The organism is Cupriavidus basilensis (genome assembly GCF_008801925.2).
GTDB classification, from domain to species: Bacteria; Pseudomonadota; Gammaproteobacteria; order Burkholderiales; family Burkholderiaceae; genus Cupriavidus; species Cupriavidus basilensis.
Genome location: NZ_CP062804.1, coordinates 1716549 through 1740188 on the forward strand (window position 1 = coordinate 1716549; position 23640 = coordinate 1740188).

At 66.4% G+C, this 23640-nt stretch carries 21 protein-coding genes; 10 read left to right on the forward strand and 11 right to left on the reverse strand.

What is annotated here, in order from left to right; translation table 11 throughout:
• Nucleotides 1-6 precede the first annotated feature (6 nt).
• Nucleotides 7-933: a LysR family transcriptional regulator gene (locus tag F7R26_RS28485; protein ID WP_150984497.1), complete on the forward strand. Its 927-nt coding sequence runs from the start codon at nucleotides 7-9 to the stop codon at nucleotides 931-933.
• Between the two features lie 101 nt (nucleotides 934-1034).
• Entirely contained in the window at nucleotides 1035-1556 is a 522-nt protein-coding gene (locus F7R26_RS28490; RefSeq protein WP_150984496.1) for an OsmC family protein, read from the forward strand.
• Nucleotides 1557-1570: 14 nt separating this feature from the next.
• On the opposite strand, the gene F7R26_RS28495 is transcribed toward F7R26_RS28490, so the two are convergent.
• From F7R26_RS28495 to F7R26_RS28505, 3 genes are all read right to left on the reverse strand, one after another.
• Nucleotides 1571-2953, reverse strand: a complete 1383-nt coding sequence (locus tag F7R26_RS28495; RefSeq protein WP_150984495.1) for an FAD-binding oxidoreductase — start codon at nucleotides 2951-2953, stop codon at nucleotides 1571-1573.
• Nucleotides 2954-3225: 272 nt separating this feature from the next.
• A complete protein-coding gene (garD, locus tag F7R26_RS28500; protein ID WP_241754565.1) occupies nucleotides 3226-4821 on the reverse strand; it encodes a galactarate dehydratase in 1596 nt (531 codons plus the stop codon).
• A gap of 77 nt (nucleotides 4822-4898) precedes the next feature.
• Nucleotides 4899-6254 (reverse strand): MFS transporter, encoded by a 1356-nt coding sequence (locus tag F7R26_RS28505; RefSeq protein ID WP_150984494.1) that lies wholly within the window; start codon nucleotides 6252-6254, stop codon nucleotides 4899-4901.
• Between the two features lie 434 nt (nucleotides 6255-6688).
• Here F7R26_RS28505 and kdgD point away from each other — a divergent pair, with 434 nt between their 5' ends.
• Complete coding sequence (kdgD, locus tag F7R26_RS28510; protein ID WP_006160033.1) at nucleotides 6689-7603, forward strand: 5-dehydro-4-deoxyglucarate dehydratase; 915 nt, start codon at nucleotides 6689-6691, stop codon at nucleotides 7601-7603.
• Nucleotides 7604-7694: 91 nt separating this feature from the next.
• On the opposite strand, the gene F7R26_RS28515 is transcribed toward kdgD, so the two are convergent.
• Nucleotides 7695-8657 (reverse strand): LysR family transcriptional regulator, encoded by a 963-nt coding sequence (locus F7R26_RS28515; protein ID WP_150984493.1) that lies wholly within the window; start codon nucleotides 8655-8657, stop codon nucleotides 7695-7697.
• 100 nt (nucleotides 8658-8757) lie between these two features.
• Between F7R26_RS28515 and F7R26_RS28520 the strand changes: the two genes are divergently transcribed.
• From F7R26_RS28520 to F7R26_RS28535, 4 genes are all read left to right on the forward strand, one after another.
• Complete coding sequence (locus tag F7R26_RS28520; RefSeq protein WP_416351374.1) at nucleotides 8758-10026, forward strand: CaiB/BaiF CoA transferase family protein; 1269 nt, start codon at nucleotides 8758-8760, stop codon at nucleotides 10024-10026.
• Complete coding sequence (locus tag F7R26_RS28525) at nucleotides 10026-11057, forward strand: NADPH:quinone oxidoreductase family protein (protein WP_150984672.1); 1032 nt, start codon at nucleotides 10026-10028, stop codon at nucleotides 11055-11057. Before F7R26_RS28520 ends, F7R26_RS28525 begins: the two co-directional genes overlap by 1 nt.
• Nucleotides 11033-12079, forward strand: coding sequence for a Bug family tripartite tricarboxylate transporter substrate binding protein (locus F7R26_RS28530; protein WP_150984492.1), 1047 nt, complete (start codon nucleotides 11033-11035; stop codon nucleotides 12077-12079). The genes F7R26_RS28525 and F7R26_RS28530 overlap by 25 nt, the downstream gene beginning before the upstream one ends.
• 103 nt (nucleotides 12080-12182) lie before the next feature.
• Nucleotides 12183-13097: a helix-turn-helix domain-containing protein gene (locus F7R26_RS28535; RefSeq protein WP_150984491.1), complete on the forward strand. Its 915-nt coding sequence runs from the start codon at nucleotides 12183-12185 to the stop codon at nucleotides 13095-13097.
• A 9-nt stretch (nucleotides 13098-13106) separates the two neighbouring features.
• Here the strand turns inward: F7R26_RS28535 and F7R26_RS28540 are convergent, their stop codons facing one another.
• The 6 genes from F7R26_RS28540 to F7R26_RS28565 all read right to left on the reverse strand — a co-directional run bounded on the left by F7R26_RS28540 (nucleotide 13107) and on the right by F7R26_RS28565 (nucleotide 19935).
• Nucleotides 13107-14696: an FMN-binding glutamate synthase family protein gene (locus F7R26_RS28540; RefSeq protein WP_150984490.1), complete on the reverse strand. Its 1590-nt coding sequence runs from the start codon at nucleotides 14694-14696 to the stop codon at nucleotides 13107-13109.
• A gap of 64 nt (nucleotides 14697-14760) precedes the next feature.
• On the reverse strand, nucleotides 14761-15723 hold the full coding sequence (locus F7R26_RS28545) for an alpha/beta hydrolase (protein WP_150984489.1): 963 nt from the start codon (nucleotides 15721-15723) through the stop codon (nucleotides 14761-14763).
• Between the two features lie 177 nt (nucleotides 15724-15900).
• Complete coding sequence (locus F7R26_RS28550) at nucleotides 15901-16365, reverse strand: HU family DNA-binding protein (protein ID WP_150984488.1); 465 nt, start codon at nucleotides 16363-16365, stop codon at nucleotides 15901-15903.
• Between the two features lie 360 nt (nucleotides 16366-16725).
• Entirely contained in the window at nucleotides 16726-18408 is a 1683-nt protein-coding gene (locus tag F7R26_RS28555; protein ID WP_150984487.1) for a class I adenylate-forming enzyme family protein, read from the reverse strand.
• Between the two features lie 133 nt (nucleotides 18409-18541).
• Nucleotides 18542-19504, reverse strand: a complete 963-nt coding sequence (locus F7R26_RS28560) for a cyclase family protein (RefSeq protein WP_150984486.1) — start codon at nucleotides 19502-19504, stop codon at nucleotides 18542-18544.
• A gap of 188 nt (nucleotides 19505-19692) precedes the next feature.
• Nucleotides 19693-19935, reverse strand: coding sequence for a hypothetical protein (locus tag F7R26_RS28565; RefSeq protein WP_150984485.1), 243 nt, complete (start codon nucleotides 19933-19935; stop codon nucleotides 19693-19695).
• Between the two features lie 186 nt (nucleotides 19936-20121).
• Here F7R26_RS28565 and F7R26_RS28570 point away from each other — a divergent pair, with 186 nt between their 5' ends.
• The 3 genes from F7R26_RS28570 to F7R26_RS28580 are packed head-to-tail and all read left to right on the forward strand — an operon-like array spanning nucleotide 20122 to nucleotide 22509.
• The gene (locus F7R26_RS28570; RefSeq protein WP_150984484.1) at nucleotides 20122-20469 is read left to right on the forward strand and encodes a PepSY domain-containing protein; all 348 of its coding nucleotides are present in this window, start codon (nucleotides 20122-20124) and stop codon (nucleotides 20467-20469) included.
• A gap of 6 nt (nucleotides 20470-20475) precedes the next feature.
• Nucleotides 20476-21177: a response regulator gene (locus F7R26_RS28575; protein ID WP_150984483.1), complete on the forward strand. Its 702-nt coding sequence runs from the start codon at nucleotides 20476-20478 to the stop codon at nucleotides 21175-21177.
• A 3-nt stretch (nucleotides 21178-21180) separates the two neighbouring features.
• Nucleotides 21181-22509 carry a sensor histidine kinase gene (locus F7R26_RS28580; protein WP_193692176.1) on the forward strand — a complete coding sequence of 443 codons (1329 nt, stop codon included), beginning with the start codon at nucleotides 21181-21183 and terminating at the stop codon, nucleotides 22507-22509.
• Nucleotides 22510-22568: 59 nt separating this feature from the next.
• Here F7R26_RS28580 and F7R26_RS28585 read toward each other — a convergent pair whose 3' ends face one another.
• Entirely contained in the window at nucleotides 22569-23588 is a 1020-nt protein-coding gene (locus F7R26_RS28585; RefSeq protein WP_150985470.1) for a DUF1338 domain-containing protein, read from the reverse strand.
• Between the last annotated feature and the right edge of the window lie 52 nt (nucleotides 23589-23640).

The following is a 23640-nucleotide window of genomic DNA, read 5'->3' on the forward strand; positions in this document are numbered from 1 at the left end:
GTTGCGATGAACTCCGAGGATCTGGCCTGCTTCGTCTGCGTCGCCAACACGCAGAGCATCTCGCGCGCCGCGCTCGAAATGGGCGCGGACCAGTCCACCGTAAGCCGGCAGATCGCCCGGCTGGAAGCCGCGCTGGACACCCGCCTGTTCCACCGCAGCGGGCGCGGCGTGGTGCTGACCGAAGCCGGCCAGACGTTGATCGTCTATGCACGCCAAGTGGCGGCCACGCTGGCCGAAGCCCGCGAAGCCATCCGCGCTTCGTCGGCGCAAGGCCCGGCGCAACTGGTGATCGCGGCGCAGCCCACCATCGCCAACACCGCGTTTGCCAGCATCGGCACCGCGCTCAAGCAACGCTTCCCGGCGACCAAGGTGCGCTTTGTCGAAGGACTAGCCAGCCCCGTGCTCGCCTGGCTGGCGGCCGGCGAGATCGACGTGGCCCTGCTCTACCTGCCCGAACAGCAAGGGGCGCTGAAGGTCGACATCCTGCTGGAAGAAGACCTGACGCTGGTCACGCCGGCATCCTGGAGCCACCTCGGCCCGACCTTTCCCGTGCGCCGCCTTGGCGAAGTGCCGCTGATCCTGCCCAGCACGGGACACGGCCTGCGCGTGCTTGCCGAATCGCTCGCTGCCCGCGCGGGCGCCAGCCTGCAACTGGCCCTGGAATGCGACGCGTCCAATACCGTGTCGATGCGCCTGGTGGAAGACGGCTGCGGCGCCACCCTGCTGCCGTTTGCCGCGGTGGCGGATCGCGTAGCGCAAGGCCGGCTGCATTCAGCCCGGCTGGTGGATCCGGTAGTGACGCGGCAGGTGGCGCTTGCCACCGCGCGTAACCGCACACCGGTGCCGGAATTGTGGGACATCATGCAAACGGTGCGGCAGTCCGTGCGCAATATCGTGATGTCGGGGGCCTGGCCGGGGGCGCGGTTGATTTGACATCTCAGATCCGTCAGATTCCGGCTTCCCGTTACCGCCTTGAAGGTTTTGCAACCGCCGCCTAGGCTCGATGCCTGAAGCCAACGCTTGGGAGAACGCCGATGCACGCCGACCAGCTCCGCACCCTCCAGGCCCCGCTCAGGGAAAAGTACCGGGAACACCCCGAAGCTGCCTTGGTCACCTTGCGCGCGTCGAGCCGCCTGGGCGAGGGGGTGACCTGCCGCGTCGAAACCGGCAAGGCACTGGTCGAAGCCGGCCTGCATCCTGCCACCGGCGGCACCGGCCTGAGTGCCTGCTCCGGCGACATGCTGCTGGAGGCCCTGGCCGCCTGCGCTGGCGTCACGCTGAATGCGGTGGCCACGGCGCTGGGCATCGTGCTGCGCGACGCGCGCGTGCTGGTGGAAGGCGACCTCGATGTTCGCGGCACGCTTGGCGTGAGCAAGGACGCCGCCGTGGGCTTGCGCGCGATCCGGATGCGCTTTGAACTGGATACCGACGCGCAGGCCGACCAGATCGAATCGCTGCTGCGGCTGACCGAGCGCTATTGCGTGGTGTACCAGACGCTCCGCTGCGGTACGAAGATCGACGTGACCCATGCCGCCGGCACGGAGCCGGCGGCATAGCCTGCGGGAAGCGCTCAGGGCTTGATGTTCTGGTTGTGGCGGAACAGGTTGTTGGGGTCGTACCGCCGCTTGACCTCGACCAGCCGGGCATGGTTCGGCCCGTACGCGGCGCCGACGCGATCGCCCTCTTCCTGTGTCAGGAAATTCACGTATACCGAGCCAAGCGCGTACGGTGCCGCGGCCTGGAACACCTCGCGCGACCAGGCGATGCAGGCGGCGTCGTCAGCCGGCTCGGTCCAGCGTCCGTGCACGTTCATGACGTAGTTGGCATCGCGATTGGGGTAAGCCATGGCGTCTGCCGCGACCCGGTTGGTCTGGCCGCCCATGGCACCGATGAAGATCTCGGTGTGCGGCGAGGGCAGCTTGTTGACGTAATCCACCAGCAACGTGAGCAGGCCATCATCCAGCCCGGCGAAGTTGTGCGATTTCCAGTAGTTGCGCGCCCCCGGCGTGAGCAGAGGATCGAACGCCTGCTGCCAGGCAGCAAACGGCATGGGCCCGACATGCTCGCCGTAGGGCGTGCCGAGATGGCGCAATGGCTCGACCAGTTGCGGCCCGTTGGCTGGCGGCCCGATATAGCAGATGGCCAGGGCCACGATGGGCTTGCCATGGGTCTGCGGCGGCAGGAACGGCAGTGGCGGCGCGAGCCGCAGCACCGCCCACACGGTCAGCTCATCCGGCATGCCGTCGAAGCGGTCGCGCAAGGCTTGCAACACCGCCACGCCCTGCTCCAGCGGATAGACGATCAGGCCACCATAGATTTCCGGGCCGACTGGCCGCAGGGCGAACTCGAACATGGTGACCACGCCGAAGTTGCCGCCGCCGCCGCGAATGGCCCAGAACAGGTCGGGATGCTCGGTGGCGCTGGCATGCACCAGCTTGCCATCGGCTGTCACCACCTGGGCGCTGACCAGGTTGTCCACGGTGGTGCCGTACTTGCGGCTGATCCAGCCAAAGCCGCCGCCCAGGGTGAGTCCGGCCACACCGGTGGTGGAGTTGATGCCAAGCGGCGTGGCAAGCCCGAAGGCCTGCGCCTCGTGGTCGAAATCACCCAGCGTGGCACCGGGCTCCACATAGGCACGCAGCGTGGTGGGATCGATCCGCACCGATTTCATGCCCGACAGGTCCAGCGTGACGCCGCCATCGCAAAGAGCCAGGCCGCCGATATTGTGGCCGCCGGCGCGTACCGACAGCGGCACGCCATTGTCCCGCGCGAACGCGACCGTATCGATGACATCGGCCGCGCCGGCGCTTTTGACGATCAGCGCGGGACGGCGGTCGATCATGGCATTCCAGACTTGCCGCGCCTGCTCATAGCCCGGCTCGCCAGGTTGCAGCACCTGGCCTCTCAGTTTCGACTTCAACCCATTGACCAGCTCACTCGATAGATCGGCCATGATGCACCTCGTGACGGAATCCCGGATAGGGGTTCGGCCGCGGCACCGGCCGCGCGCCACCAAGCAAGGCTTGATCCGTCCCCGGCGTCATGTCGGGCAGAGGATGGCATGGCGAGCTGAAGGGGGAAGGCAGCAGGCGTTGTAGCCAGGAGAAGGGCCGAATCCTTCCTCATTTAAGGTTGGCCCCCGACGAATGTAAAGCGGCCGGGACACTGGTCCCGGCCGCTTATCGCCGTATCGATTTTCTTGGCCGCGCTGGCCGGGCTATCCGGTCAGGTCACCGGCGCCGGGTTGAACAGCACCAGCGAATTGTGCAGCTTATGGTGCTCGGCCCAGGTCTTCTTGCGCCCGCTCGCCACATCCAGCATCAAGCGGAACAACTCCCAGCCCACATCCTCGATGGTGGCCTCACCGGTGGCAATGCGCCCGGCATTCACGTCCATCAGGTCGTGCCAGCGGCGTGCCAGATCGCTACGCGTCGCCACCTTGATCACCGGCACTTCGGCCAGGCCATACGGCGTGCCGCGGCCGGTGGTGAACACGTGCAGGTTCATGCCGGCGGCCAGTTGCAGGGTGCCGCAGATAAAGTCGCTGGCGGGCGTGGCCGCGTAGATCAGGCCCTTTTGCTTGAGCTTTTCGCCGGGGGAGAGCACGCCGGTGATGGCCGTGCTGCCCGACTTGACGATCGAGCCCATGGCCTTTTCGACGATATTGGACAGGCCGCCCTTCTTGTTGCCGGGCGTGGTGTTCGCGCTGCGGTCGACCCGGCCCTTTTCCAGGTAGCGGTCGTACCAGTCCATCTCGCGGATCATGGCCTGCGCCACTTCGGGCGTGGCGGCGCGCGCGGTGAGCTGGTCGATGCCATCGCGCACTTCCGTGACTTCCGAGAACATCACGGTGGCGCCGGCGCGCACCAGCAGGTCGGTGGCAAACCCCACGGCGGGATTGGCGGTCACACCCGAAAAAGCATCGCTGCCGCCGCACTGCACGCCCACCACCAGCTCCGAGGCCGGGCAGGTTTCGCGGCGGCGCTGGTCCAGCTTGGCCAGGTGAGTACGCGCCATTGCCATGATGGAATCGATCATGCTCTCGAAGCCGACGTGCTCGTCGTCCTGCAGGCACACCACGCCAACATCCAGGCCACCGGGCAAGCTGCCGGCCGGCAGCAGGCGCTCCGGCTGCAGCTTTTCGCAACCCAGGCTCACCATCATGGCGGTGCCGCCGAAATTCGGGTTCAGCGCGATATTGCGCAGCGTGCGGATCGGCACGATCGCGTCCGGCGCGTCGATGGCCACGCCACAGCCGTAGGTGTGCTCCAGCCCCACCACATCGTCCACATTGGGATACTGCGGCAGCAGCTCGGCCTTGATGCGCCGCACCGCGTGCTCCACCACGCCCGACACACACTGCACGGTGGTGGTGATGGCAAGGATGTTGCGGGTGCCGACCGAGCCGTCCGGGTTGCGAAAGCCCTCGAAGCTATAGCCTTCCAGCGGTGGCAGCGGTTCCGCCACGCGCGTGCCGACAGGCAGGTTGTCCAGCCCGGGCGCCACCGGCATCTCGATCACGCGCTCGTTGACCCAGCTGCCCTTGGGCAGGTCGCGCAGCGCGTAGCCGATCACCACGTTGTAGCGCACCACGGCATCGCCAGCCGCCAGGTCCACCAGCGCCACCTTGTGGCCCTGCGGCACCCGCTCGCGCAGCGTCAGCCCGCAGGGAAACACCGTGCCCTCGGGCAGGCCGCCATCGTTGGCGACGATCGCCACGTTATCCAGCGCGTGGATGCGGATGTACAGCGCAGTGCCCTGCACCGGCGCAGCCGGCTGTGAACCGCCTGGCTGTTCTACTTTGATATCGATCACCGTCATGTATTTTTCCTTGCGAAACACCTGGCCGCTGCGCCGGGGCGGCACCTGCCCAGCTGGCGCCAATCAATTCATGGATTTCAGGGATGCTTGAGCTCGACGCGCTTGATTTCCTTGACGATCACGAGGTAGCTGATCACCGTCACCAGCGCGTTGGCGCCGACAAAGACCAGCGCGCCATTGAAAGAACCGGTGGTGCCAAGGATATATCCGATCACGATAGGCGTGACGATGCCCGCGATATTTCCGAACATGTTAAAGATGCTGCCGGCCAGGCCAATCACTTCCTTCGGTGCCGTATCCGCCACCACGGCCCAGCCCAGCGCGCCGATGCCCTTGCCGAAAAAGGCCAGTGCCATGAAGCCCACCACCAGCCATTCGCTATCCACGTAGTTGCAGGCAATCATGCTGACCGACAGCAGCATGCCGGCGACGATCGGCACCTTGCGGGCCACCGTCAGCGAATAGCCGCGGCGCAGGAACCCGTCGGAAATCAGGCCGCCCAGCACGCCGCCCAGGAACCCGCAGATCGCCGGCAGCGATGCGACAAACCCCGCCTTCAGGATCGACATGCCACGAGCCTGCACCAGGTACACGGGAAACCACGTCAGGAAGAAGTACGTCAGCACGTTGATGCAGTACTGGCCCAGGTACACGCCCAGCAGCATCCGGTTGGAGAGCAGCTGGCGCACGTAGAACCAGCGCGTGCCTGAGGCTTCCTTGTCCTTCTTGCCAGCGTCGCCGCTCATCTCGATCAGGCCGCCGCCCTGCTTGATGTAGTCAAGCTCGGCGCGATTCACGCCCGGATGGCTCGCCGGGCTACGCACCACCTTGAGCCAGAGGCCGGCCAGCACCATGCCCAGCGCGCCCATCCACAGATAGACGTGGTGCCAGCCCAGCGCGTGGGTCAGCCAGGCCATCAGCGGCGTAAACAGCACCGCGGCAAAATACTGCGCGGAATTGAAGATGGCCGAGGCCGTGCCGCGCTCGGCCGTGGGAAACCAGCTGGCCACGACCTTGGCATTGGCCGGGAACGCCGGCGACTCGGCCAGGCCCACGGCAAAACGCAGCACGAACAGCGTGGTCACGGCCGCGCCGACGGTGGCGAATCCGCCGATAAAGCCCTGCAGCAGGGTAAAGAGCGACCACAGGAAAATGCTGCAGGCATAGATGCGGCGCGCGCCAAAGCGGTCCAGCAGCCAGCCACCCGGGATCTGCGCCATCACATAGGCCCAGCTGAACGCCGAGAAGATAAACCCCATCTGCACGGCATCGAAGCCGAACTCGGAGCGCATCGCCGGGCCGGTGATGGAAAGCGTGGCGCGGTCGGCATAGTTCACCGTCGTCACCACGAAGATCATCAGCAGGATCCAGTAACGGACATGGCTGCGACGGGTGGCCTCGCCGGCCACGCTGATGGTATTGCTGAGATTCATGGTGTCTCCTGCACGAGCCGGATTGGAGATGGGGGCCGCCTTACGGGGTACGGCACGCGGCCATCTCGCCTGTTTGTCCGCTTACGTGATATGTCATCGTATAACTGGAATTATAGGCATCCGATTTCATCGGCAACATTGAGTGTTTACCCTAGCGCCAAGACAACTGCGTTGGCGAGGGTGCATTAGCCGTTGCAGGGGCGCTGTCGGTCTGGGTGCGCCGACTGGAAGATGCCACGGCCCAAGCTTTCAGGCAGCTTTCATATTGAGTGACGCCAGCAAAGCCGGAGGACGATGCCTGTTCCCAAAACAAAAGTACTTGCGCATCCAAATATCTAGTTGTACGATGACGTATCTCGAAATTGTGCAGGCGAAAGTCATGCACAAGAACCACTGAACCAACACCGCCCTTGCGGGTATCAGGACCAGCCATCATGACCACACCACAAGAACTCAAGCAGATTGTCTCGGAAGGCCTGCTTTCCTTCCCCGTGACCGACTTCGACGCGCAAGGCAACTTCCGGCCCGAGACCTATGTAGAGCGCCTGGAATGGCTGGCCCCCTACGGCGCCACCGCCCTGTTCGCCGCCGGCGGCACCGGTGAGTTCTTCTCGCTGACGCCGGACGACTACGCCAATGTCATCCGCACCGCGGTGGAAACCTGCGCCGGCAAGGTGCCCATCCTGGCCGGCGCCGGCGGCCCGACCCGCATGGCCATTGCCTACGCCAAGGAAGCCCAGCGCCTGGGCGCCAAGGGCATCCTGCTGCTGCCGCACTACCTGACCGAAGCCTGCCAGGACGGCATTGCCAACCATATCGAAGAAGTCTGCAAGTCGGTCCACATCGGCGTGATCGTGTACAACCGCGGCAATTCCCGCATCAACGCGGACATGCTCGAACGCCTGGCCGACCGCTGCCCCAACCTGATCGGCTTCAAGGACGGCGTGGGCGAGATCGAAGGCATGGTCCGCATCCGCCGCAAGCTGGGCGACCGCCTGTCCTACCTGGGCGGCCTGCCCACCGCCGAAGTCTACGCCGCCGCCTACAAGGCGCTGGGCGTGCCCGTGTACTCGTCAGCCGTGTTCAACTTCATCCCCAAGACGGCGATGGACTTCTACCGCGCGATTGCCGCCGACGACCACGCCACCACCAACCGCCTGATCGACGAGTTCTTCCTGCCGTACCTGGACATCCGCAACCGCCGCGCAGGCTACGCGGTGAGCATCGTCAAGGCCGGCGCCAAGCTGGTCGGGCATGACGCCGGCCCGGTCCGCGCGCCGCTGACGGACCTGGACGAGCAGGAACTGGCGATGCTGGATGCGCTGATCAAGAAGCTGGGGCCGCAGTAAACCAGACGGGCTTGCCCAGCCAACCGCTGCAGGCGCGGCTGGCGCAGGCCTGCGCTGCTCGCGCCAATGACGCCACTCCAACGCCGCCAAACTATCGCGCGGCGTCAACTTCCTCGCCAGCCGCACGCCCGCCCCAGTTCCCCGCCTGGCTCTCCAGCCGCGCGCGGATGAAGTCCATCAGCGTACGGGTGGCCAGCGTGGGAAACCGGTTTGGCGCGGTCAGCATGTAAATGCTGTCGCCCACGCCTTCGGGCTCGTACTCGGGCAGCACCTCCACCACTTCGCCACGCCCGATCTGCTGCCACACGGCATAGCGCGGCAGCAAGGCAACGCCGAGTCCTGTCATCATCGACTCGAACAGGAAGGGATAGTCGCCGGACTGGATGCGCGGGGCGACCCGCAGCATCAGCGGCGTGCCGGCCAGCTTCAGCTTGAGATCGAAGCGACGCCCTAGTGACGCCGGCGCGATCAGGTCGCAGTGGGCAAGATCCTCCGCGCGGCTGACCGGCCCGTGCTCCGCCAGGAACGCGGGCGATGCGCACAGGCACCAGCCTACCGCGCAAATCTTGCGCGCCACATGATCCTCCGGCGGCAGGGAGGTGATCTTCAACGCCACATCCACCTCGGCGGAGATCAGGTCACCGATATAGTCATTGATCAGCACGCGCAGGGAGATGGCCGGGTATTGCCGGGCGAACTCCAGCAACACCTGCGCCAGGTACAGGTGCCCGAGCCCAGTGGGCAGGCGGATCCGCACATCGCCGCGCACGGTCTGGCCGAGACTGTCGATGGAAGTGCCCGCCGCTTGCAGCTCATCCAGCATGCGCACGCCGTGCGCATACAGCAGCCGCCCGGCCTCGGTCAGCTCCACATGGCGGGTGGTGCGCCGCATCAGTTGCGCGCCCATATGCTGCTCCAGCGCCTTGAGCCGGCGCGAGACATTGGAACGGGTCATGCCGCCGCGCGCGGCGGCGGCCGTGAGCGTTCTGGATTCCACCAGCGTGACGAACAGCCGGATCAGGTTCAGGTCAAAGCTGGGATTATTGTCAATCATGAGTCAACACGGGTGGCACAGGCCGGCGGATTGTCACGGCCAGGAGTACGCCCTAGCATAGGGCATCCGACACGATATGACGACTACCAGATCCCTGCCGATGGCCCAGACCGACCTGCAATCCGCCCTACCTTCGCGTACCCCGCCTTCATCCGAAGCTGTCGACGACCTGCCCTTCTCCGGCCTGCGCATCCTGGATATCAGCCAGGGCATCGCAGGCCCCTACTGCGCGCATATCCTCTGGCAGCAAGGTGCCGACGTCATCAAGGTCGATCCGCCTGCAGGCGATTGGGGCCGACATGTTGGCGTGGTGCGTGGCGAGCACAGTGCCCTGTCGATCGCGTACAACGCCGGCAAGCGCGGCGTCTGCATCGATGCGGCCACCGACGCCGGCAAGGCGTTGTTGTTCGACCTCGCGCTGCGGGCGGATATCGTGGTGCAGAACTTCCGGCCGCAGGTTGCCGAGCGCCTTGGCGTTGGCTACGCGGCGCTGTGTGCGCGCAATCCGGCGCTGGTCTATGTGTCCATCAGCGGCTATGGCGCGGACGGCCCTTATGCCGACTACCCGGCCTCGGACTCCGTGATGCAGGCCGACAGCGGCCTCATGCACACCAACCGCATGGCCGACGGCTCGCCGCGGCGCATCGGCATGCTGTTGGCGGACGCGGCCACCGGCCTGTACGCGGCGCAGGCCGCCGCCGCCGCCTTGTGCAGGCGCTTTCGCAGCGGTGCCGGCGCGCATGTCGCGCTGAGCCTGTTCGACGCCTGCGTGGCGCTGCAGGCCAACAATATCCTCGAGTACGCCATCCAGGGCGCTGTGACCGCCGGGCCGGTGAGCGCGCCAAATGGCGTCTTTGCCACCAGCGATGGCAGCCTCACCTTGCTGGCGCTCAACAACGCGCAATTCGGCAGGCTCTGCCGCGCGCTGGATCGCCCTGGCTGGGCGCAAGATGCGCGCTTTGCGGACAACGCCAGCCGCATGGCGCACGCGGCCTGGCTGCAGGACGCCGTGGCGGCGGTACTTGCCGGCAAAAGCACGGCGCACTGGCTCGGCGTCCTGCAGGCGCACGACATCCTTCATGCGCCGGTGCGCCACTACCAGCAAGTGCTCGACCACCCGCTGGCGGCGCTGCAGGGGACCTTCCAGACGGTCGAGCAGGCGGGGCTGGGTGCCTTGCCGTTTGCCGGCATCCCCGCCAAGGGCATGCGGCGGGCGGCCACCGCCGCGCCGCGTGTCGGTGAACACACCGAAGCCGTGCTGCGTGAGTACGGTGTCCCCTCGAACAAGCTCGCGCAATGGCTGGAGATGGGCGTGGTCAGGCAGGCCAGCCCTCTGGCGGGTAACGCCGCCGCGGGAGCCAGCGCATGATGCGGGCCCTGCTCTGCGAACATTTCGGCAAAGCGCAAGACGTCCGCCTTGCCAGCATCCCGTGCCCGGCGTTGGCGGATCCGCACGCTGTCACGCTGGCCGTGGAGTACGCAAGCGTCAGCCACGCCACGGGCCTGATGGTGGAAGGCCGCTACCAGACCAAGCCGCCGCTGCCGTTCGTGCCCGGCACCGAGGCGGTCGGCCGCGTAGTGGCTTGCGGCGCAGCGGTAACCCGCCTGCGCCCTGGCGACCGCGTGGCGGCCATTGCCGACTGGGGCTGCTTTGCCGAAGAAGTCACGCTGCCCGAATACACGGTCTACCCCATTCCCGATACGCTTGACGCGCTGCAAGCCCTGCCGATCCCGCTCTCCTACGGCACCGCTTACTGCGGCCTGGTGTGGCGCTGCGCCGTGCAGCCCGGTGACACGGTGCTGGTGCTTGGCGCCGGCGCCGGCGTGGGCCTGGCCGCCGTGGAAATCGCCCACCAGTTGGGCGCTTCGGTGATTGCTTGCGCCAGCACCGAAGCGAAACGCGCACAGGCCCTGCGGCGCGGCGCCCAACATGCGCTCGCCCCGGAAGACCTGGCCGCCGCCGTCAAGCGCGTGAGCGGTGGACGCGGTGCCGACGTGGTGGTGGACCCGGTAGGCGGCGACCTGTTCGACCAGGCGCTGCGCGCTGCGGCCGCCAACGCGCGAATCCTCAGCATCGGCTTTGCCAGCGGCCGCATCCCGCAAGCGCCGCTGAACCTGCTGCTGGTAAAGAACCTGACGCTGCATGGATTTTTCGTCGGCCGCTACATCGGCTGGACGCCCGCCAACGAGCGCGCACAGCATGCCCACGCATTGCAGGCCGTCATGAAGACACTGTGCGGCTGGGCCAGCGAAGGAAAGATCCGACCGACCGTGTCGAAGGTGTACCCGATGAGCGGGCTGGCCGAGGCGCTGGACGCGCTGGAAGCCAGGCAGGTCATCGGCAAAGTCGCAATAAAAATCAAGGAGACTAACGCATGGCAAATCGATTCAGGGTCCTGAACACGCAGCACAGTACACAGCACACCAAGCATCGCCGGTCCGCGTTGCGCCTTGCCCTGCTGGCAACGATTTCAACCACCGCTCTTGCTGCCCTGGGCACGTCGCCGGCCCGTGCCGCCGACGATTTCCCGCAGCGCCCGATCCGCATGGTGCTGCCTTACCCGCCGGGCGGCCCCACCGACCTGCTGGCGCGTGTGGTCGCCGTCAAGATGGGCGACACGCTTGGCCAGACCGTGGTGATCGACAACAAGCCAGGCGCCAGCGGCATGATCGGCGCGGAAATGGTCGCCAAGGCTGCGCCCGATGGCTACACCATCCTGGCCAATGCCTCGCTGCATGTGATCAACCCGAGCATCTATCCCAAGATGCGCTACGATGCCTTCCGCGACTTTGTGCCCGTGACGCAACTGGCCGATGTGCCGCTGGTGCTGGTGGTCAACAACGATTCGCCGGTCAAGACCGTGCAGGACCTGATCGCCTATGCCAAGGCCAAGGGCGGCAGCATCAACTTCGGCTCGGCCGGCAATGCGTCGGCCCAGCAACTGGCGGGCGAATCGTTCAAGTTCGCCGCCAATGTCTCGATGCAGCACGTGCCGTACAAGGGCAGCTCGCCCGCGCTGACCGACCTGATGGGCGGCCAGATCCAGCTGATGTTCGATTCCATGCCATCGGCGATGCCGTTCATCAAGGCTGGCAAGCTGCGCGCCGTGGCCGTCACTACGCTCAAGCGGGCGCGTGCCCTGCCGGACGTGCCCACGGTGGCGGAGTCTGGCTTGCCCGGCTTCAATATCAGCACCTGGTACGGCTTGTGGGCGCCGCGCGGCACGCCAGCGCCGATCGTGGAGAAACTCGCGGCCCACGCCGCGCAAGCCCTGCGCCAGCCCGACGTGCAACGCCAGTACGCGGACATGGGCGCCGAACCGGTGGGTTCCTCCCCCGCGGAGTTCGCGCGCTACACCGCGGCAGAGGGCAAGAAGTGGGCTGAGATCGTGCGCAAGTCGGGCGCCAAGGCGGATCAATAGCCATCGGCGGCCATCGGTGCGCTGCCGTGGCGAGTGGCGGCACCGATGGACAGATCCGCCCCACCGGCGGGACAATGGCCACCCCGGTGCCCGCCCCCGCCCCATGAAAACCGTCCCGACCTACTCTCTCTATGGGGTCAACTCCAACGAGCCCCTGCTGGAACAGCTGCATTTCGAGTCGATCCCGGAGCGCAGCGGCGTCAACGACTGGGAAATCAAGCCACACCGCCACGAACGCTTCTTCCAGGTGCTCTACGTGCACCAGGGCGGCGGCCGCGCGCTGCTCGACGACCGCGAGTACCCCTTGGGCGCGCGCACCGTGGTAACGGTGCCGCCGCGTTGCGTGCATGGTTTTCGGTTTACGCCGGACGTGGATGGCATCGTCATTACCATGACCGACCACTACCTGCACACGCTGCTGGCTGGCGTACCGGATGCGCTACCGTTGTTCGAGCGGCCCTACCATGACCCGTTCGGTGACCCGGCCGGCGGCGAGCGCGATGACGCCACCGTGCTTGCCGGGGCGCTGGAACTGTTCCGTGCGGAGATGAACGCAGTCTCGCTGTGGCGCGGTGCTGCCTTGTCGGCGCTGCTGTCCTTGTTGCTGGTGGGCATTGCCCGGCGCGCTTGCGGCGCGGGTGCAACCGGGGCGCAGCCGGCGGGCAGGACCGCACGCCATTTTCAGCAGTTCCAGCAACTGGTAGAGGCGCGTTTTCGGAACCACCAGGATCTGGCGGACTATGCCAGCACGCTCGGCATCTCGCCCACCCAGCTCAACCGGATCTGCCAGCAGCTTGCCGGCAGGAGCGCGCTGCAGCTGATCCATTCGCGCCTGATCGTGGAGGCGCAGCGCGACCTGCTCTATAGCGATCTCGACATCAAGCAGATCGCCTCGACGCTGGGCTTTGCGGACGCCGCGTATTTCGCGCGCTTCTTTGCGAAGCATGTTGGGCAGGCGCCCAGTGCATTCCGACAGCACGGGCGCGCCCGCCTGCCGGCGCCGCAAGCCGCGCGCTAGCGCCTGGCTTTACAACGAGAAACTGTCGGAACGCGCCAGCGGCCAGTACTTCTCGTACAGCTGGTAGCGGAAATTCCCGTTGATCAGGTCCCCCGGCGTGAGGAACTTGAGCAGCTCGGACATCAACCGCACTTCATTGGGCGAGATGCGCCGCACGATATGGTGCGGCTTGAGATCGCCCGGATGATTCAGGCCAGCTGCCTGCAGGATTTCCAGCAGTGCATGCAACGTCTGGCGGTGGAAGCTGGCTACGCGATCGGCTTTGTCAGGTACCACGATGGCGCGCTGGCGCACCGGATCCTGCGTGGCCACGCCCACGGGGCAGCGGTCGGTATGGCACTTCTGCGCCTGCACGCACCCGAGCGCAAACATGAAGCCGCGCGCCGAGTTGCACCAGTCGGCGCCGGTGGCCAGCGTGCGCGCCACGTCAAAGGCCGTGATGATCTTGCCACTCGCGCCAACGCGGATCTTGTCGCGCAGGTTCACGCCCACCAGCGTGTTGTGCACCAGCAGCAGGCCTTCCTGCAGCGGTACGCCGATATGGTCGACGAACTCCAGCGGCGCCGCGCCGGTGCCGCCTTCGGCGCCATCCACCACGATGAAGTCCGGCAGGATGCCGGATTCCAGCATGGCCTTGACGATGCCGAAGAATTCCCACGGGTGCCCGATGCAAAGCTTGAAGCCGGTGGGCTTGCCACCGGACAGCGTGCGCAGCCGGTCGACGAACTGCAGCAAGCCCAGCGGCGTGGAGAATTCGCTGTGCGTGGCGGGCGAGATGCAATCCTCGCCCATGGCGATGCCGCGCGTGGCGGCAATCTCCGGCGTCACCTTGGCCGCCGGCAGCACGCCGCCGTGGCCCGGCTTGGCGCCTTGCGAGAGCTTGACCTCGATCATCTTGACCTGCGGCGAGCGCGCTTGCTCGGCGAACTTGTCGGGATCGAAGCCACCGTCCGGGCGGCGGCAGCCGAAGTAGCCGGAGGCCACCTCCCAGATCAGGTCGCCGCCTTCGGCACGGTGATACGGCGAGATGGAGCCTTCGCCGGTATCGTGGATAAAGCCGCCAAGCTTGGCGCCGCGATTGAGCGAGCGGATCGCATTGCCGGACAACGCGCCAAAGCTCATGGCCGAGACGTTGAAGATCGACAGCGAGTAAGGCTGCGCACGGCCCTCGCCCACGGTAATGCGAAAGTCGGCGGAAGGGATGCGGGTCGGCGCCAGCGAGTGGCTGATCCACTCGTGGCCAGACAGGCGCACATCGATCTCGGTGCCGAAGGGCCGGCTGTCGACCTCGTTCTTGGCACGCTGGTAGACCAGGCTGCGCTGCTGGCGCGAGAACGGCATCTCGTTGGTGTCGTCCTCGATGAAATACTGGCGGATCTCCGGGCGGATGAACTCGAAGAAGAAGCGCAGGTGGCCCCAGATCGGATAGTTGCGCAGGATGGAATGGCGCGACTGGCCGATGTCATGCAGGCCAACCAGCAGCAGCACAACGGGCACAGCCAGCCATGCGGGGGAAAGCCGGTGCCCGGCGGCAAGCGCCGCAAGAACCAGCAAAGCGAGCGCGGTCAGCCAGACCGCGCCGTAACGACGAGAAAGCATGGGGACTCCTGACTACTTTGGGCCGGCACCTGGCCGGCAACCCCGCGATTATCGCCGTTCCTTGTTACATCGGCTGATACCCGGTTGCAGCGCCCTGCCCGGCGCGCACCTCCGGCTGCTGCTGCGGGGCTTCATCGGCCTGCACCGCGGCGACGATCTGCGCGAAGGCGGCATTGGATTCCGGCATCGGCAACAGCATCCACACGTGGAACATGCCCTCGTATTCGTAGTAGCGCAGCGGCAGGCCCTGTTCCTGCGCAAGCGCGCGATAAGCGCGGCAGTCCGGCAGCAGGACGTCGTGGGTGCCGATGAAAAGCGTGACCGGAGGCAAGCCGCGCAGGCTACCGTAGATGGGGCTGACCTGTGCAAGCGTGACGGGATCGCCGCCGGCATAGACGCGCCCGCACTCGATGCCGCCGAGCTTCGACAACATCGGGTCAAGCGGTTCGAGCGCATCAATGTCCGGGTTGCTGCCGGTGGCATCCAGGAACGGCGACAGCAAGACCAGGCCGCCAGGCAGCGCGCGCCCGGTATCCCTGGCCACCTGGGCCAGCGCGAGTGCCATGCCGCCGCCGGCGGAGTCGCCCATGACGGTCAGGCTGGCGGGCGGATTGGCGCGGACCAACTGGTCGTAGAGCGGCAGCAGTCCGGCAAAGACTTCACGATGGGTATGCTCGGGCGCCAGCGGATAGATCGGCACGGTCACCGTCGCGCCGAGCGCGTCCACCAGCTTGCCGATGAAGTCCCAGTGCTGGCTGACGATATCGAAGACGTAGCCGCCGCCATGGAGATAGAGGATTTGCCTGCCGCTGTCGTTGCCCCGCGGGCGCACGGTGTAGACCTCGACGCCGGCCACAGGTTCCATGCTCACCGCATGGCGCGCCAGCAAGCGCGCCGTGGGATTCGCGCGGCCGATCTTGCGGCGGCGGCGAATCTCCTCGTGCAGCGCCTGCGCGCTGGAAAAACGCTGTTTGCGCCGGACCAGGCGCAAGGCAAGCCGCCACAGGCGGCACTGGATGCTAGGCATGACGATCTCCCGGAACGATGCACCGGCTTCATTGGCGGCCGGCTGAGGAACTACGGAAACGACCAAAACAGCGGGGAAAGCAGGAAAAGCTGGGGCTACGGGCACGGCTGAACATTCGCCGGATACAAAAAAGGAGCCGGCTAGCGGCTCCTTTTCAAGCTGGAAACAGGGCCCCTATCAGGCGGCAGCTGCGTCCTTCAGCTTCTTCAGCGGGCGTACCTTGACCTTGACGCTAGCGGGCTTGGCCGGGAACCAACGCTCTTCACCGGAGAACGGGTCCTTGCCGAAGCGCTTCTTCTTGGCCGGTACTTGCTGAGCCGTGACCTTCATCAGGCCGGGCAGCGTGAATTCGCCGGCGCCCTTCTTGTGCAGCGCGCTGACGATGGTGTTTTCCAGATGGGCCAGCACCGTCTTCACGGCCTTGGCGTCCAGCTGGGTCTGTGCTACCAGGTGAGCGACCAGGCTCGACTTGTTGAAGGTGTCCTTCAGCGGGCGCGGGGTCACCGCGGCAGCCGGAGCAGCCTTCTTGGCCGGCGCGGCCTTCTTGGCAGCAGCCTTTACGGGAGCGGCTTTGGTTGCCGGTGCCTTCTTGGCAGCGGTCTTGGTTGCAGTCTTCGCGGTCGGATTCGCTTTGGTCGCCATATCGATAAATATGAGTTGAACAGAATGATGTCGCACGGGATGTGGCATCCGATGTCGCTCGACGCTTCGTCGAGCGACTATCGGCGTTCGACTATCGGCGTGCGGCATCGACTGAATCATAGCGGAAACAACGCAACGTCAAGGGGTTTTCGCGTGTGCGAGGGTAAAAACCGGGGTTTTCCCCGGGGTTTTTCGAGGTTTTGCCTCGCGCGGCCTGCCGTTGTGTCGCGCGGACGCACCAGTGGATGCGTCCGCGGACTCTATATACAAGGGGTAAACGCGCGATTTCGTCTTCTTTGCCACGCCGGATGGCGTGCGCGCGCCGAGGATTTCAGCTGCCTTCTTGCGCGCGCGGCCCCCTCAGCCGCGCAGCTCTCGCCGCAGGATCTTGCCCGTGACCGTCTTCGGCAATTCGTCGATGATCTCCACCACGCGCGGGTATTTATAGGCTGCCATGCGCTCCTTGCACCAGGCCAGCAGCGCTTCCGGCGTGACGCTGGCCTGCGGTTTCAGGCTGACCACGGCCTTCACCGTCTCGCCGCGATACGCGTCGGGGATGCCCACCACGGCCGCCTCGCGCACCGCGGGATGCGTATACAAGACGTCTTCCACCTCGCGCGGCCAGACTTTGTAGCCGGCGGCGACGATCATGTCCTTCTTGCGGTCGACGAGGTAGAACCAGCCTTGCGCGTCCATGAAACCAACATCGCCGGTGTGGAAATAGCCGCCCGCCATGGCCTTTGCCGTCTCTTCCGGCTTGTTCCAGTAGCCCGGCACGATCATCGGCCCGCGCGAAATGATCTCGCCGACCTCGCCCACCGGCACCGGCGCGCCCGCATCGTCGCCGATGAAAGAGTCGACGTTGAAGGCGGGAACGCCGATCGCCAGCGTGCCGGAGGCCGGGTCCACCGGCGCCTCCCGGCCCAGCGGCACCACGTGGGTGGGCGAGTTGGTCTCGGTCAGGCCGTAGCCGTTGTGGATATAGTGCCCAAACTTGGCGCGGAACTGCTCCACCACGCTCGGCGGGATCGGTGCGCCGCCCGAGTAGATCTTGCCCAGCGTGGCGAAATGCGCGCGGGTCGCCTCGGGATGGTTCATCAGCGCGATGAAGACCGTGATCGAGCCGATGGTGAACTCGACCCGACGGTCGCGGATGGCCTCCAGAATCACGCCCGGCTCGAAGCGGCAAGCCAGCACCAGCGGCGCGGCGCAGATGAACGCGGCAGCCACGTGGCCCACCAGTCCGGTGATATGGAACAGCGGCGCCACGCCCAGGATCGGGCCGCCCTCCGCCAAGCCGATCCAGTCGCGGTACACCTGCGCATTGAAAGCAACATTGCCGTGGGTGTTCATCGCGCCCTTGGGCACGCCGGTGGTGCCAGAGGTGTACACCAGCATCGCGATATCGTCTGCCGCGAGCTTGACCGGCGCTGGCCTCTGGCCCAGGTACTCTCGCACCAGCGCCAGCAGATCGGGCACGCCCTCGGCGGGCTGGCGCCGGGTCGCGGCAAACAGGCGCGGATCGGCACGCGTCTGGAAATCTAGCTCGGACGTGGTGATCACCGCCGGCAGCGCAAGGGGCGCGGCAGCGTCGCCCTGGCCGCGCCGCTCGGCGTCGAACAGCCCGCTCACCACATCGGCGTAGAGCGATTCGTGGCAGATCAGTACTTTCGCGCCGGAGTCGGCCAGCACCAGGCGCAATTCGCGTGCGCGGTTCATCGGGTTGACCGGCACCGCGATGGCGCTGAGCTTCCACGCGGCAACCAGCCCGATGACAAACTGCGGCACGTTCTGCAGGTACAGCGCAACCCGCTCGCCGCGCGTGCAGCCGCGCGATGATAGCGCTACCGCCAGCGCATCGGAGAGCGCATCGACCTCGGCATAGCTGAGCGTGGCGTCGAAGTAGTGGATTGCCGCACTGGCCGGCGCGCGGTCCGCTGCGGCCCGGAAAATGGACAATGCGTCGGTAAATTGCGGGGTGATGGTGTGCGGCTGGCCGGCGTTGTAGCTGGAGAGCCAGGGCTTCTCTTCATAGGGCGTCATGAGGCACCTCGATAGGCACGGCGGGTAGTGTCAAGCATAGCGCTTGGTCGAAACGAAGCTGGCGCCGCCCAGTGCAATAGGCCATTGAGGCCTCTTGCACCGGACGGCGCCGAGGGCGAACTTTTTGCCTGGCTTACTTGATGACCACCGGGTTGACCGGTGCGCCGCTGCCGTTCACTACCTTGAGCGGTGCTGCCGTATACAGGAAGGTCCACTGCTGATCGTCCGCGCAGTCCGCGGCGAGCGGGTCCAGCTGGGCGATCTCGGTCAGGGTGACGCCCAGGTTGCGCATCAGCGCATTGTGCAGCGGCAAGGCAACGCCCGAGACCGGGTCCACGGTCACCTCGTTGGCAATCGTGTCGGTGACGAGGTTGGGGATCTCCATGCGATGGAACCACTCGACCAGTTCCGGGCTGTAGGTCAGGCCCGGCTCGACGAACTCACGATAGAACTCAGCCTGGTCGCGCTTGTAGAAGGAGCCGATCCAGCCGGTGCGGATCACCAGGATGTCGCGTTTCTCGATGCGCACGCCCTGCATCTCGGCGGCGGCGAGCAAGTCGAGGTGGGTGAAGGTCTCGCCCGGGGCGAGCACGTCCTTGCCGCGGTGGCGCGCCATGTCGATCAGCACGCCGCGGCCGACCACGCCGCGCTCCGCGATCGGCAGGATGCTGGCTTTTTCCAGGCCGCCGATGGTCGATTTGGCGTCGTAGCCGTTCCACAGCTGATCACCGTACCAGACATGGCCCAGGGCGTCGTACTGGGTCGAGCCCTGCAGGTACATGATCATCATGTCGTCGGCGTACTCGGCCTCGCCGGGGAACTTCGGGCCCTTGCCGCAAAGATAGTGGCCCTTGTCCATCACGTTGAGGCGGCGCGCCTGCGAACGCCCGGGCCAGACCGGGTCGCCGGCGGGGTTTCCCATCTGGATCTGCAGGGTGAAGGTCTTGCCGGAGCGCACGGAGGCCACGCCGCGCAGCACCTCGGCCGGGGTGAGATAGTTCAGCGACCCGACCTCGTCATCCGGCCCCCATTTGCCCCAGTTCTTCGGCGCATCGCGCAACAACTCGGCTACCAGCGGGACGTTCTTCGATTCCATGCCATGTCTCCTTTTTGGATTGACCCTGAGGGATCGCACTGTGCCGGTCATGTCCGTGGCGCATGGTCGACCATGCGTGGAGAACATAAATAAGAACGGTCGTGCGTTTTGTTGTGGATCGAGTGTAGGACCTTGCGCAGGAGCATGTCCAGGCATGGAAAACCCGCCGGGGGTTTCAGGGGCCCGCTTCAATCGTCCAGCCCGAAGGCCAGCAGTGGCCCGAACACCAGTGCCCCGAGCACGATCATGGACAGGCCGCTGTCCATGTGCTTCCATTCATGCAGCACAGCACGCGCGTCGACCTGCGCCCAGAACAGGGACACAACGCCCAGCAGGACGACGATCACCGCCGCGGCCAGCGCGAACCCGTCGCGCGTGGCGCGGCGGTGGGTTTCGGAAGGGCTATCATTCGAGATGCGCACGCCTTGCATGGCCAGACTCCTGGAAAACTGTGACGATGACGATCAATGCAATGGCGCCCATTGTGGTGATCCCTGCCTGAACCCATGCTGAGCGCGCCATTCAGCTTGCGTTCAGGCAAGGCACGGCAGACTGCTTCGCGCCTTCAAGGCTTGTTCACAACCGTATTGCCCCGCTCGTTCACGCCATTGCCTTCGTTGCGCACCTTATCCCTGCCTCGCGCCCTGTTGCCGCTGCTAGCCGCCTTGCCGCTGCTGCTGGCGGCGCCGGCGCCCGCCCATGCCGACAAGGACGCCGACCGCGCCCGCGCCGCCGTCCAGTCGGGCGAGATCCTGCCGCTCACGCGCATCCTGGAGGCGGTGTCGGCGCAATACACGGGCGATGTGATCGGCGTCAAGCTCGACCGCGACGATGGCGTCTGGCAGTACGAAGTCAAGCTGCTGCTGGCAAGCGGCTCGGTGGCCAAGCTCGAGTACGACGCCAGGACCGCCACGCTGCTCAAAGCCAAGGGGCGCGATCTTGAGCAGGCCCGCAAGAAACCCTGATCCCCCATGCGCATCCTCCTGGTAGAAGACGAGGCCATGCTGGCCGCCCAGATCCACGCCAGCCTTGTGGGCGCGGGGTACGCCGTCGATACGGCAGCGGACGGCATCGATGCCTGGCACCTGGGCGCCGAAGAGCCGTACGATGCCGTGGTGCTCGACCTTGGCCTGCCCGGGCTCGACGGCCTGTCCGTGCTGCGCCGCTGGCGCGCGGCACAGGTGAACCTGCCGGTGCTGATCCTGACCGCGCGCGACAGCTGGACCGACAAGGTGGAAGGCATCGATGCCGGGGCCGACGACTATCTCGCCAAGCCCTTTCGCATGGAAGAGTTGCTGGCCCGCATCCGCGCGCTGATCCGCCGCGCCCATGGCATGTCCACGCCCGAGCTGGCCTGCGGCCCGGTGCGCCTGAACGCGCGCACGGGCGTGGCAACCGTCGACGGCGCCGCGGTGGTGCTGACCGCCCATGAGTTCAAGGTGCTGGATTACCTGATGCACCACCCGGGCGCGATCATCAGCAAGGCCGTGCTGACCGAGCACATCTATGCGCAGGATTTCGACCGCGACAGCAACACCATCGAAGTCTTTATCGGACGGCTGCGGCGCAAACTCGGCGTGGACGTCATCGAGACCGTGCGCGGACAAGGCTACCGCCTGCGCCCGCCGACGTCTCCCGATGCCCCCGCAACCGCCACAAACGCCGCCAACTGACCCATGCGCCAGTCATTAGCCATCCGCCTGCTAGCGGTCGCGGCCGTCTGGCTGGCCGCCGCGCTCGGCGGCACCGGCTGGCTGCTCTCCACCCTGTTCGCGCGCCACGTCAACGATACCTATGTGCGCCAGCTCGACAATCAGCTCACCAGCCTCGCCGCCGCCTTGGACTGGAGCGCTGACGGCAAGCTCGCCCTGACCCGCGCCCCGGCCGACCCGCGCTTTGAGCTACCCTACTCGGGCGCCTACTGGCAGGCGCAGGCGCCGGGCGCCACGCTGCGCTCGCGCTCGCTCTGGGATGCCGAGATGCCCGCCACGGTGGGCAACAAGGTGGCAGGCAGCCATGCCGAGATCCGGCCCGGGCCCAACGGGCAATCGCTGCTGGTGGTGTCGCGCCCCATCGTGCTGGCGTCGGCCGATACGCCGGTGACGCTGTCGGTGGCCCTGGATCGCACCGAGCTGCGCGCCGCGCGCCAGGCCTTCAACCGGCTGCTGGGCTGGTCACTCACGGCGCTGGGCGCGGGCCTGCTGCTGGCGGTGGCGGCCCAGGTGAAGTTTGGCCTCGCGCCGCTGGCGCGGCTGCGCCAGGCTCTGGCTACCTTGCAGGCACGCCGCGAGAGCCGCCTGGGCGGCACGTGGCCGTCCGAGGTGGTGCCGCTGGTCACCGAGATCAATAGCTTGCTGGCGCGCAACGCCAGTGCGCTGGAGCGCTCGCGGCGCCAGGCCGCCGACCTCGCGCACGCCGTCAAGACGCCCCTGGCCATCCTCGCCAACGAAGCCGAGCGCCTGCCCGGCGAGGCAGCCCGCGCCGCCGCCAGCCAGGTCGAGGCCATGCGCCGGCAGGTGGACCGCCATCTGGCGCGCGCACGGGCGGCAGGGGCAGCGAGCACGCGCGGGGCGCGCATTGACGCCGGCCCCGCGGCAGGCGAGCTGGCACGCGCGCTGACCCGCCTGCACAGCGGCCGCGAGATCGATATCCAGGTAGAGGGCGACGGGCACTTCGCCGGCGACCGCCAGGACCTGATCGAGATCCTCGGCAACCTGCTCGACAACGCCTGCCAATGGGCGCGCTCGCGCGTTCGCGTGAAGCTCGCGGAGCACGGCGGCATGCTTGAGGTCACGGTCGAAGACGACGGGCCGGGCATGCAGGCCGAGGCCCGCGAACTGGCCACGGCACGGTATGGGCGGCTGGATGAGTCCGCTGCCGGCAGTGGACTGGGCTTGGCCATCGTCAGCGAGATGGCGGCCCTTTATGAGGGTGGGTTGGAGCTAGGCAACAGCGAACTGGGCGGATTGCTGGCTCGCCTGCGCCTGCCGGCTGGCCAGCCGTAAACCAAAAAAGGGCCGGACGAGCCGGCCCTTCTCCTGCTCCTGCTACCGCATTGGCCGCGTTAGCAGGCCGCCGTCATCTTGAAGATGCCTTGCGCATTGCCAGCATCGAACGACAGATCCAACGTGCCGCCAGCTGCCTCCGTCGCAGGCACGAAATCGCGCGTGATGAACTCGTAGAACGAGCCCGGCACGCTGCGCTTGACCACCACGCCGTCGGCGCCGACAAACCCGCGCTCCACCGGATCGGCCTTGAATGCCGTCTGCAGGACCCGCCCGGAGCGCGACACTTCCACCGAATCCTTGATCGGGCGGCCAAGGCTGCGCTGCGCGTCCGCCACGGCACGCACATCCGCCACGCGGTCGGTGGCGTGGTTGAAGGCATTGCCCTCGGTGGAAATCCAGGCCATCTCGGCCGATTCCTTCAGCAGCAATTCATAGTCGGCCAGCGCCGGCTCGGCATGTTGGCGGGCGAAGCAGGCTGCCAGTTGCGGCACCAGGCGTGCGGCGTCGGCCATCGGCAGGCTCGCATCGCGCTCGAGCAGGGCCAGTTGCGCGACGGCTTCGTCGCCGAGCGGATCGACGGACTTCGACACCACGCGCGACACGGCGGACTGGAAATCAGCGCTGAAACGCTCGGGATGCAGCTCGCTCAGGAAGTACTGGGCGATGTCGTCAGGCAGGTCGGCATGCGCGTAGGAGCGGCCGGTCATGCCGATGCGCTCGAGCGGATAGGTGCCGTTGAGGCGGTAGCCCAGCGGGCCCAGGATGCGCGTGAAAGCGATCTCGCCCGAGGGCAGGCTGCCGCAATCCCACTTCACCGTGCGCAGCGCGCCGTGGTCGAACACCACTTGCCCGCCCGCCTGGATCACGTCGCGGGTATAGGCCATGCCGGTCGGCACGCGTTCGAGAATGCCGGCGAACAGCACCATATTGAGCGCCTGCGCCACTTCGGCACGGCTGGCCAGTTCGCTGGTAGAAGACAGCAGTTGCGGGGAAACATTCATCAATTGCAGCAACTCGGCTGCCTGGGTTTCGCCACAAACGGTCTCGAGGAGGCGTTGCAGATTCGGCTTCGTCATGGTCAATACGCTGAAATGTGTTTGTTTTCGGGGGATGGCGGGGGCCGACGGC

Coding starts and splice junctions, on each gene's coding strand:
- F7R26_RS28495 (WP_150984495.1), bottom strand. CDS start 2,953: ATGGCCGATCTATCGAGTGAGCTGGTCAATGGGTTGAAGTCGAAACTG.
- kdgD (WP_006160033.1), top strand. CDS start 6,689: ATGACCACACCACAAGAACTCAAGCAGATTGTCTCGGAAGGCCTGCTT.
- F7R26_RS28555 (WP_150984487.1), bottom strand. CDS start 18,408: ATGACGCCCTATGAAGAGAAGCCCTGGCTCTCCAGCTACAACGCCGGC.
- F7R26_RS28515 (WP_150984493.1), bottom strand. CDS start 8,657: ATGATTGACAATAATCCCAGCTTTGACCTGAACCTGATCCGGCTGTTC.
- F7R26_RS28520 (WP_416351374.1), top strand. CDS start 8,758: ATGGCCCAGACCGACCTGCAATCCGCCCTACCTTCGCGTACCCCGCCT.
- garD (WP_241754565.1), bottom strand. CDS start 4,821: ATGACGGTGATCGATATCAAAGTAGAACAGCCAGGCGGTTCACAGCCG.
- F7R26_RS28485 (WP_150984497.1), top strand. CDS start 7: ATGAACTCCGAGGATCTGGCCTGCTTCGTCTGCGTCGCCAACACGCAG.
- F7R26_RS28525 (WP_150984672.1), top strand. CDS start 10,026: ATGCGGGCCCTGCTCTGCGAACATTTCGGCAAAGCGCAAGACGTCCGC.
- F7R26_RS28560 (WP_150984486.1), bottom strand. CDS start 19,504: ATGGAATCGAAGAACGTCCCGCTGGTAGCCGAGTTGTTGCGCGATGCG.
- F7R26_RS28585 (WP_150985470.1), bottom strand. CDS start 23,588: ATGACGAAGCCGAATCTGCAACGCCTCCTCGAGACCGTTTGTGGCGAA.
- F7R26_RS28530 (WP_150984492.1), top strand. CDS start 11,033: ATGGCAAATCGATTCAGGGTCCTGAACACGCAGCACAGTACACAGCAC.
- F7R26_RS28490 (WP_150984496.1), top strand. CDS start 1,035: ATGCACGCCGACCAGCTCCGCACCCTCCAGGCCCCGCTCAGGGAAAAG.
- F7R26_RS28565 (WP_150984485.1), bottom strand. CDS start 19,935: ATGCAAGGCGTGCGCATCTCGAATGATAGCCCTTCCGAAACCCACCGC.
- F7R26_RS28535 (WP_150984491.1), top strand. CDS start 12,183: ATGAAAACCGTCCCGACCTACTCTCTCTATGGGGTCAACTCCAACGAG.
- F7R26_RS28575 (WP_150984483.1), top strand. CDS start 20,476: ATGCGCATCCTCCTGGTAGAAGACGAGGCCATGCTGGCCGCCCAGATC.
- F7R26_RS28540 (WP_150984490.1), bottom strand. CDS start 14,696: ATGCTTTCTCGTCGTTACGGCGCGGTCTGGCTGACCGCGCTCGCTTTG.
- F7R26_RS28550 (WP_150984488.1), bottom strand. CDS start 16,365: ATGGCGACCAAAGCGAATCCGACCGCGAAGACTGCAACCAAGACCGCT.
- F7R26_RS28545 (WP_150984489.1), bottom strand. CDS start 15,723: ATGCCTAGCATCCAGTGCCGCCTGTGGCGGCTTGCCTTGCGCCTGGTC.
- F7R26_RS28580 (WP_193692176.1), top strand. CDS start 21,181: ATGCGCCAGTCATTAGCCATCCGCCTGCTAGCGGTCGCGGCCGTCTGG.
- F7R26_RS28505 (WP_150984494.1), bottom strand. CDS start 6,254: ATGAATCTCAGCAATACCATCAGCGTGGCCGGCGAGGCCACCCGTCGC.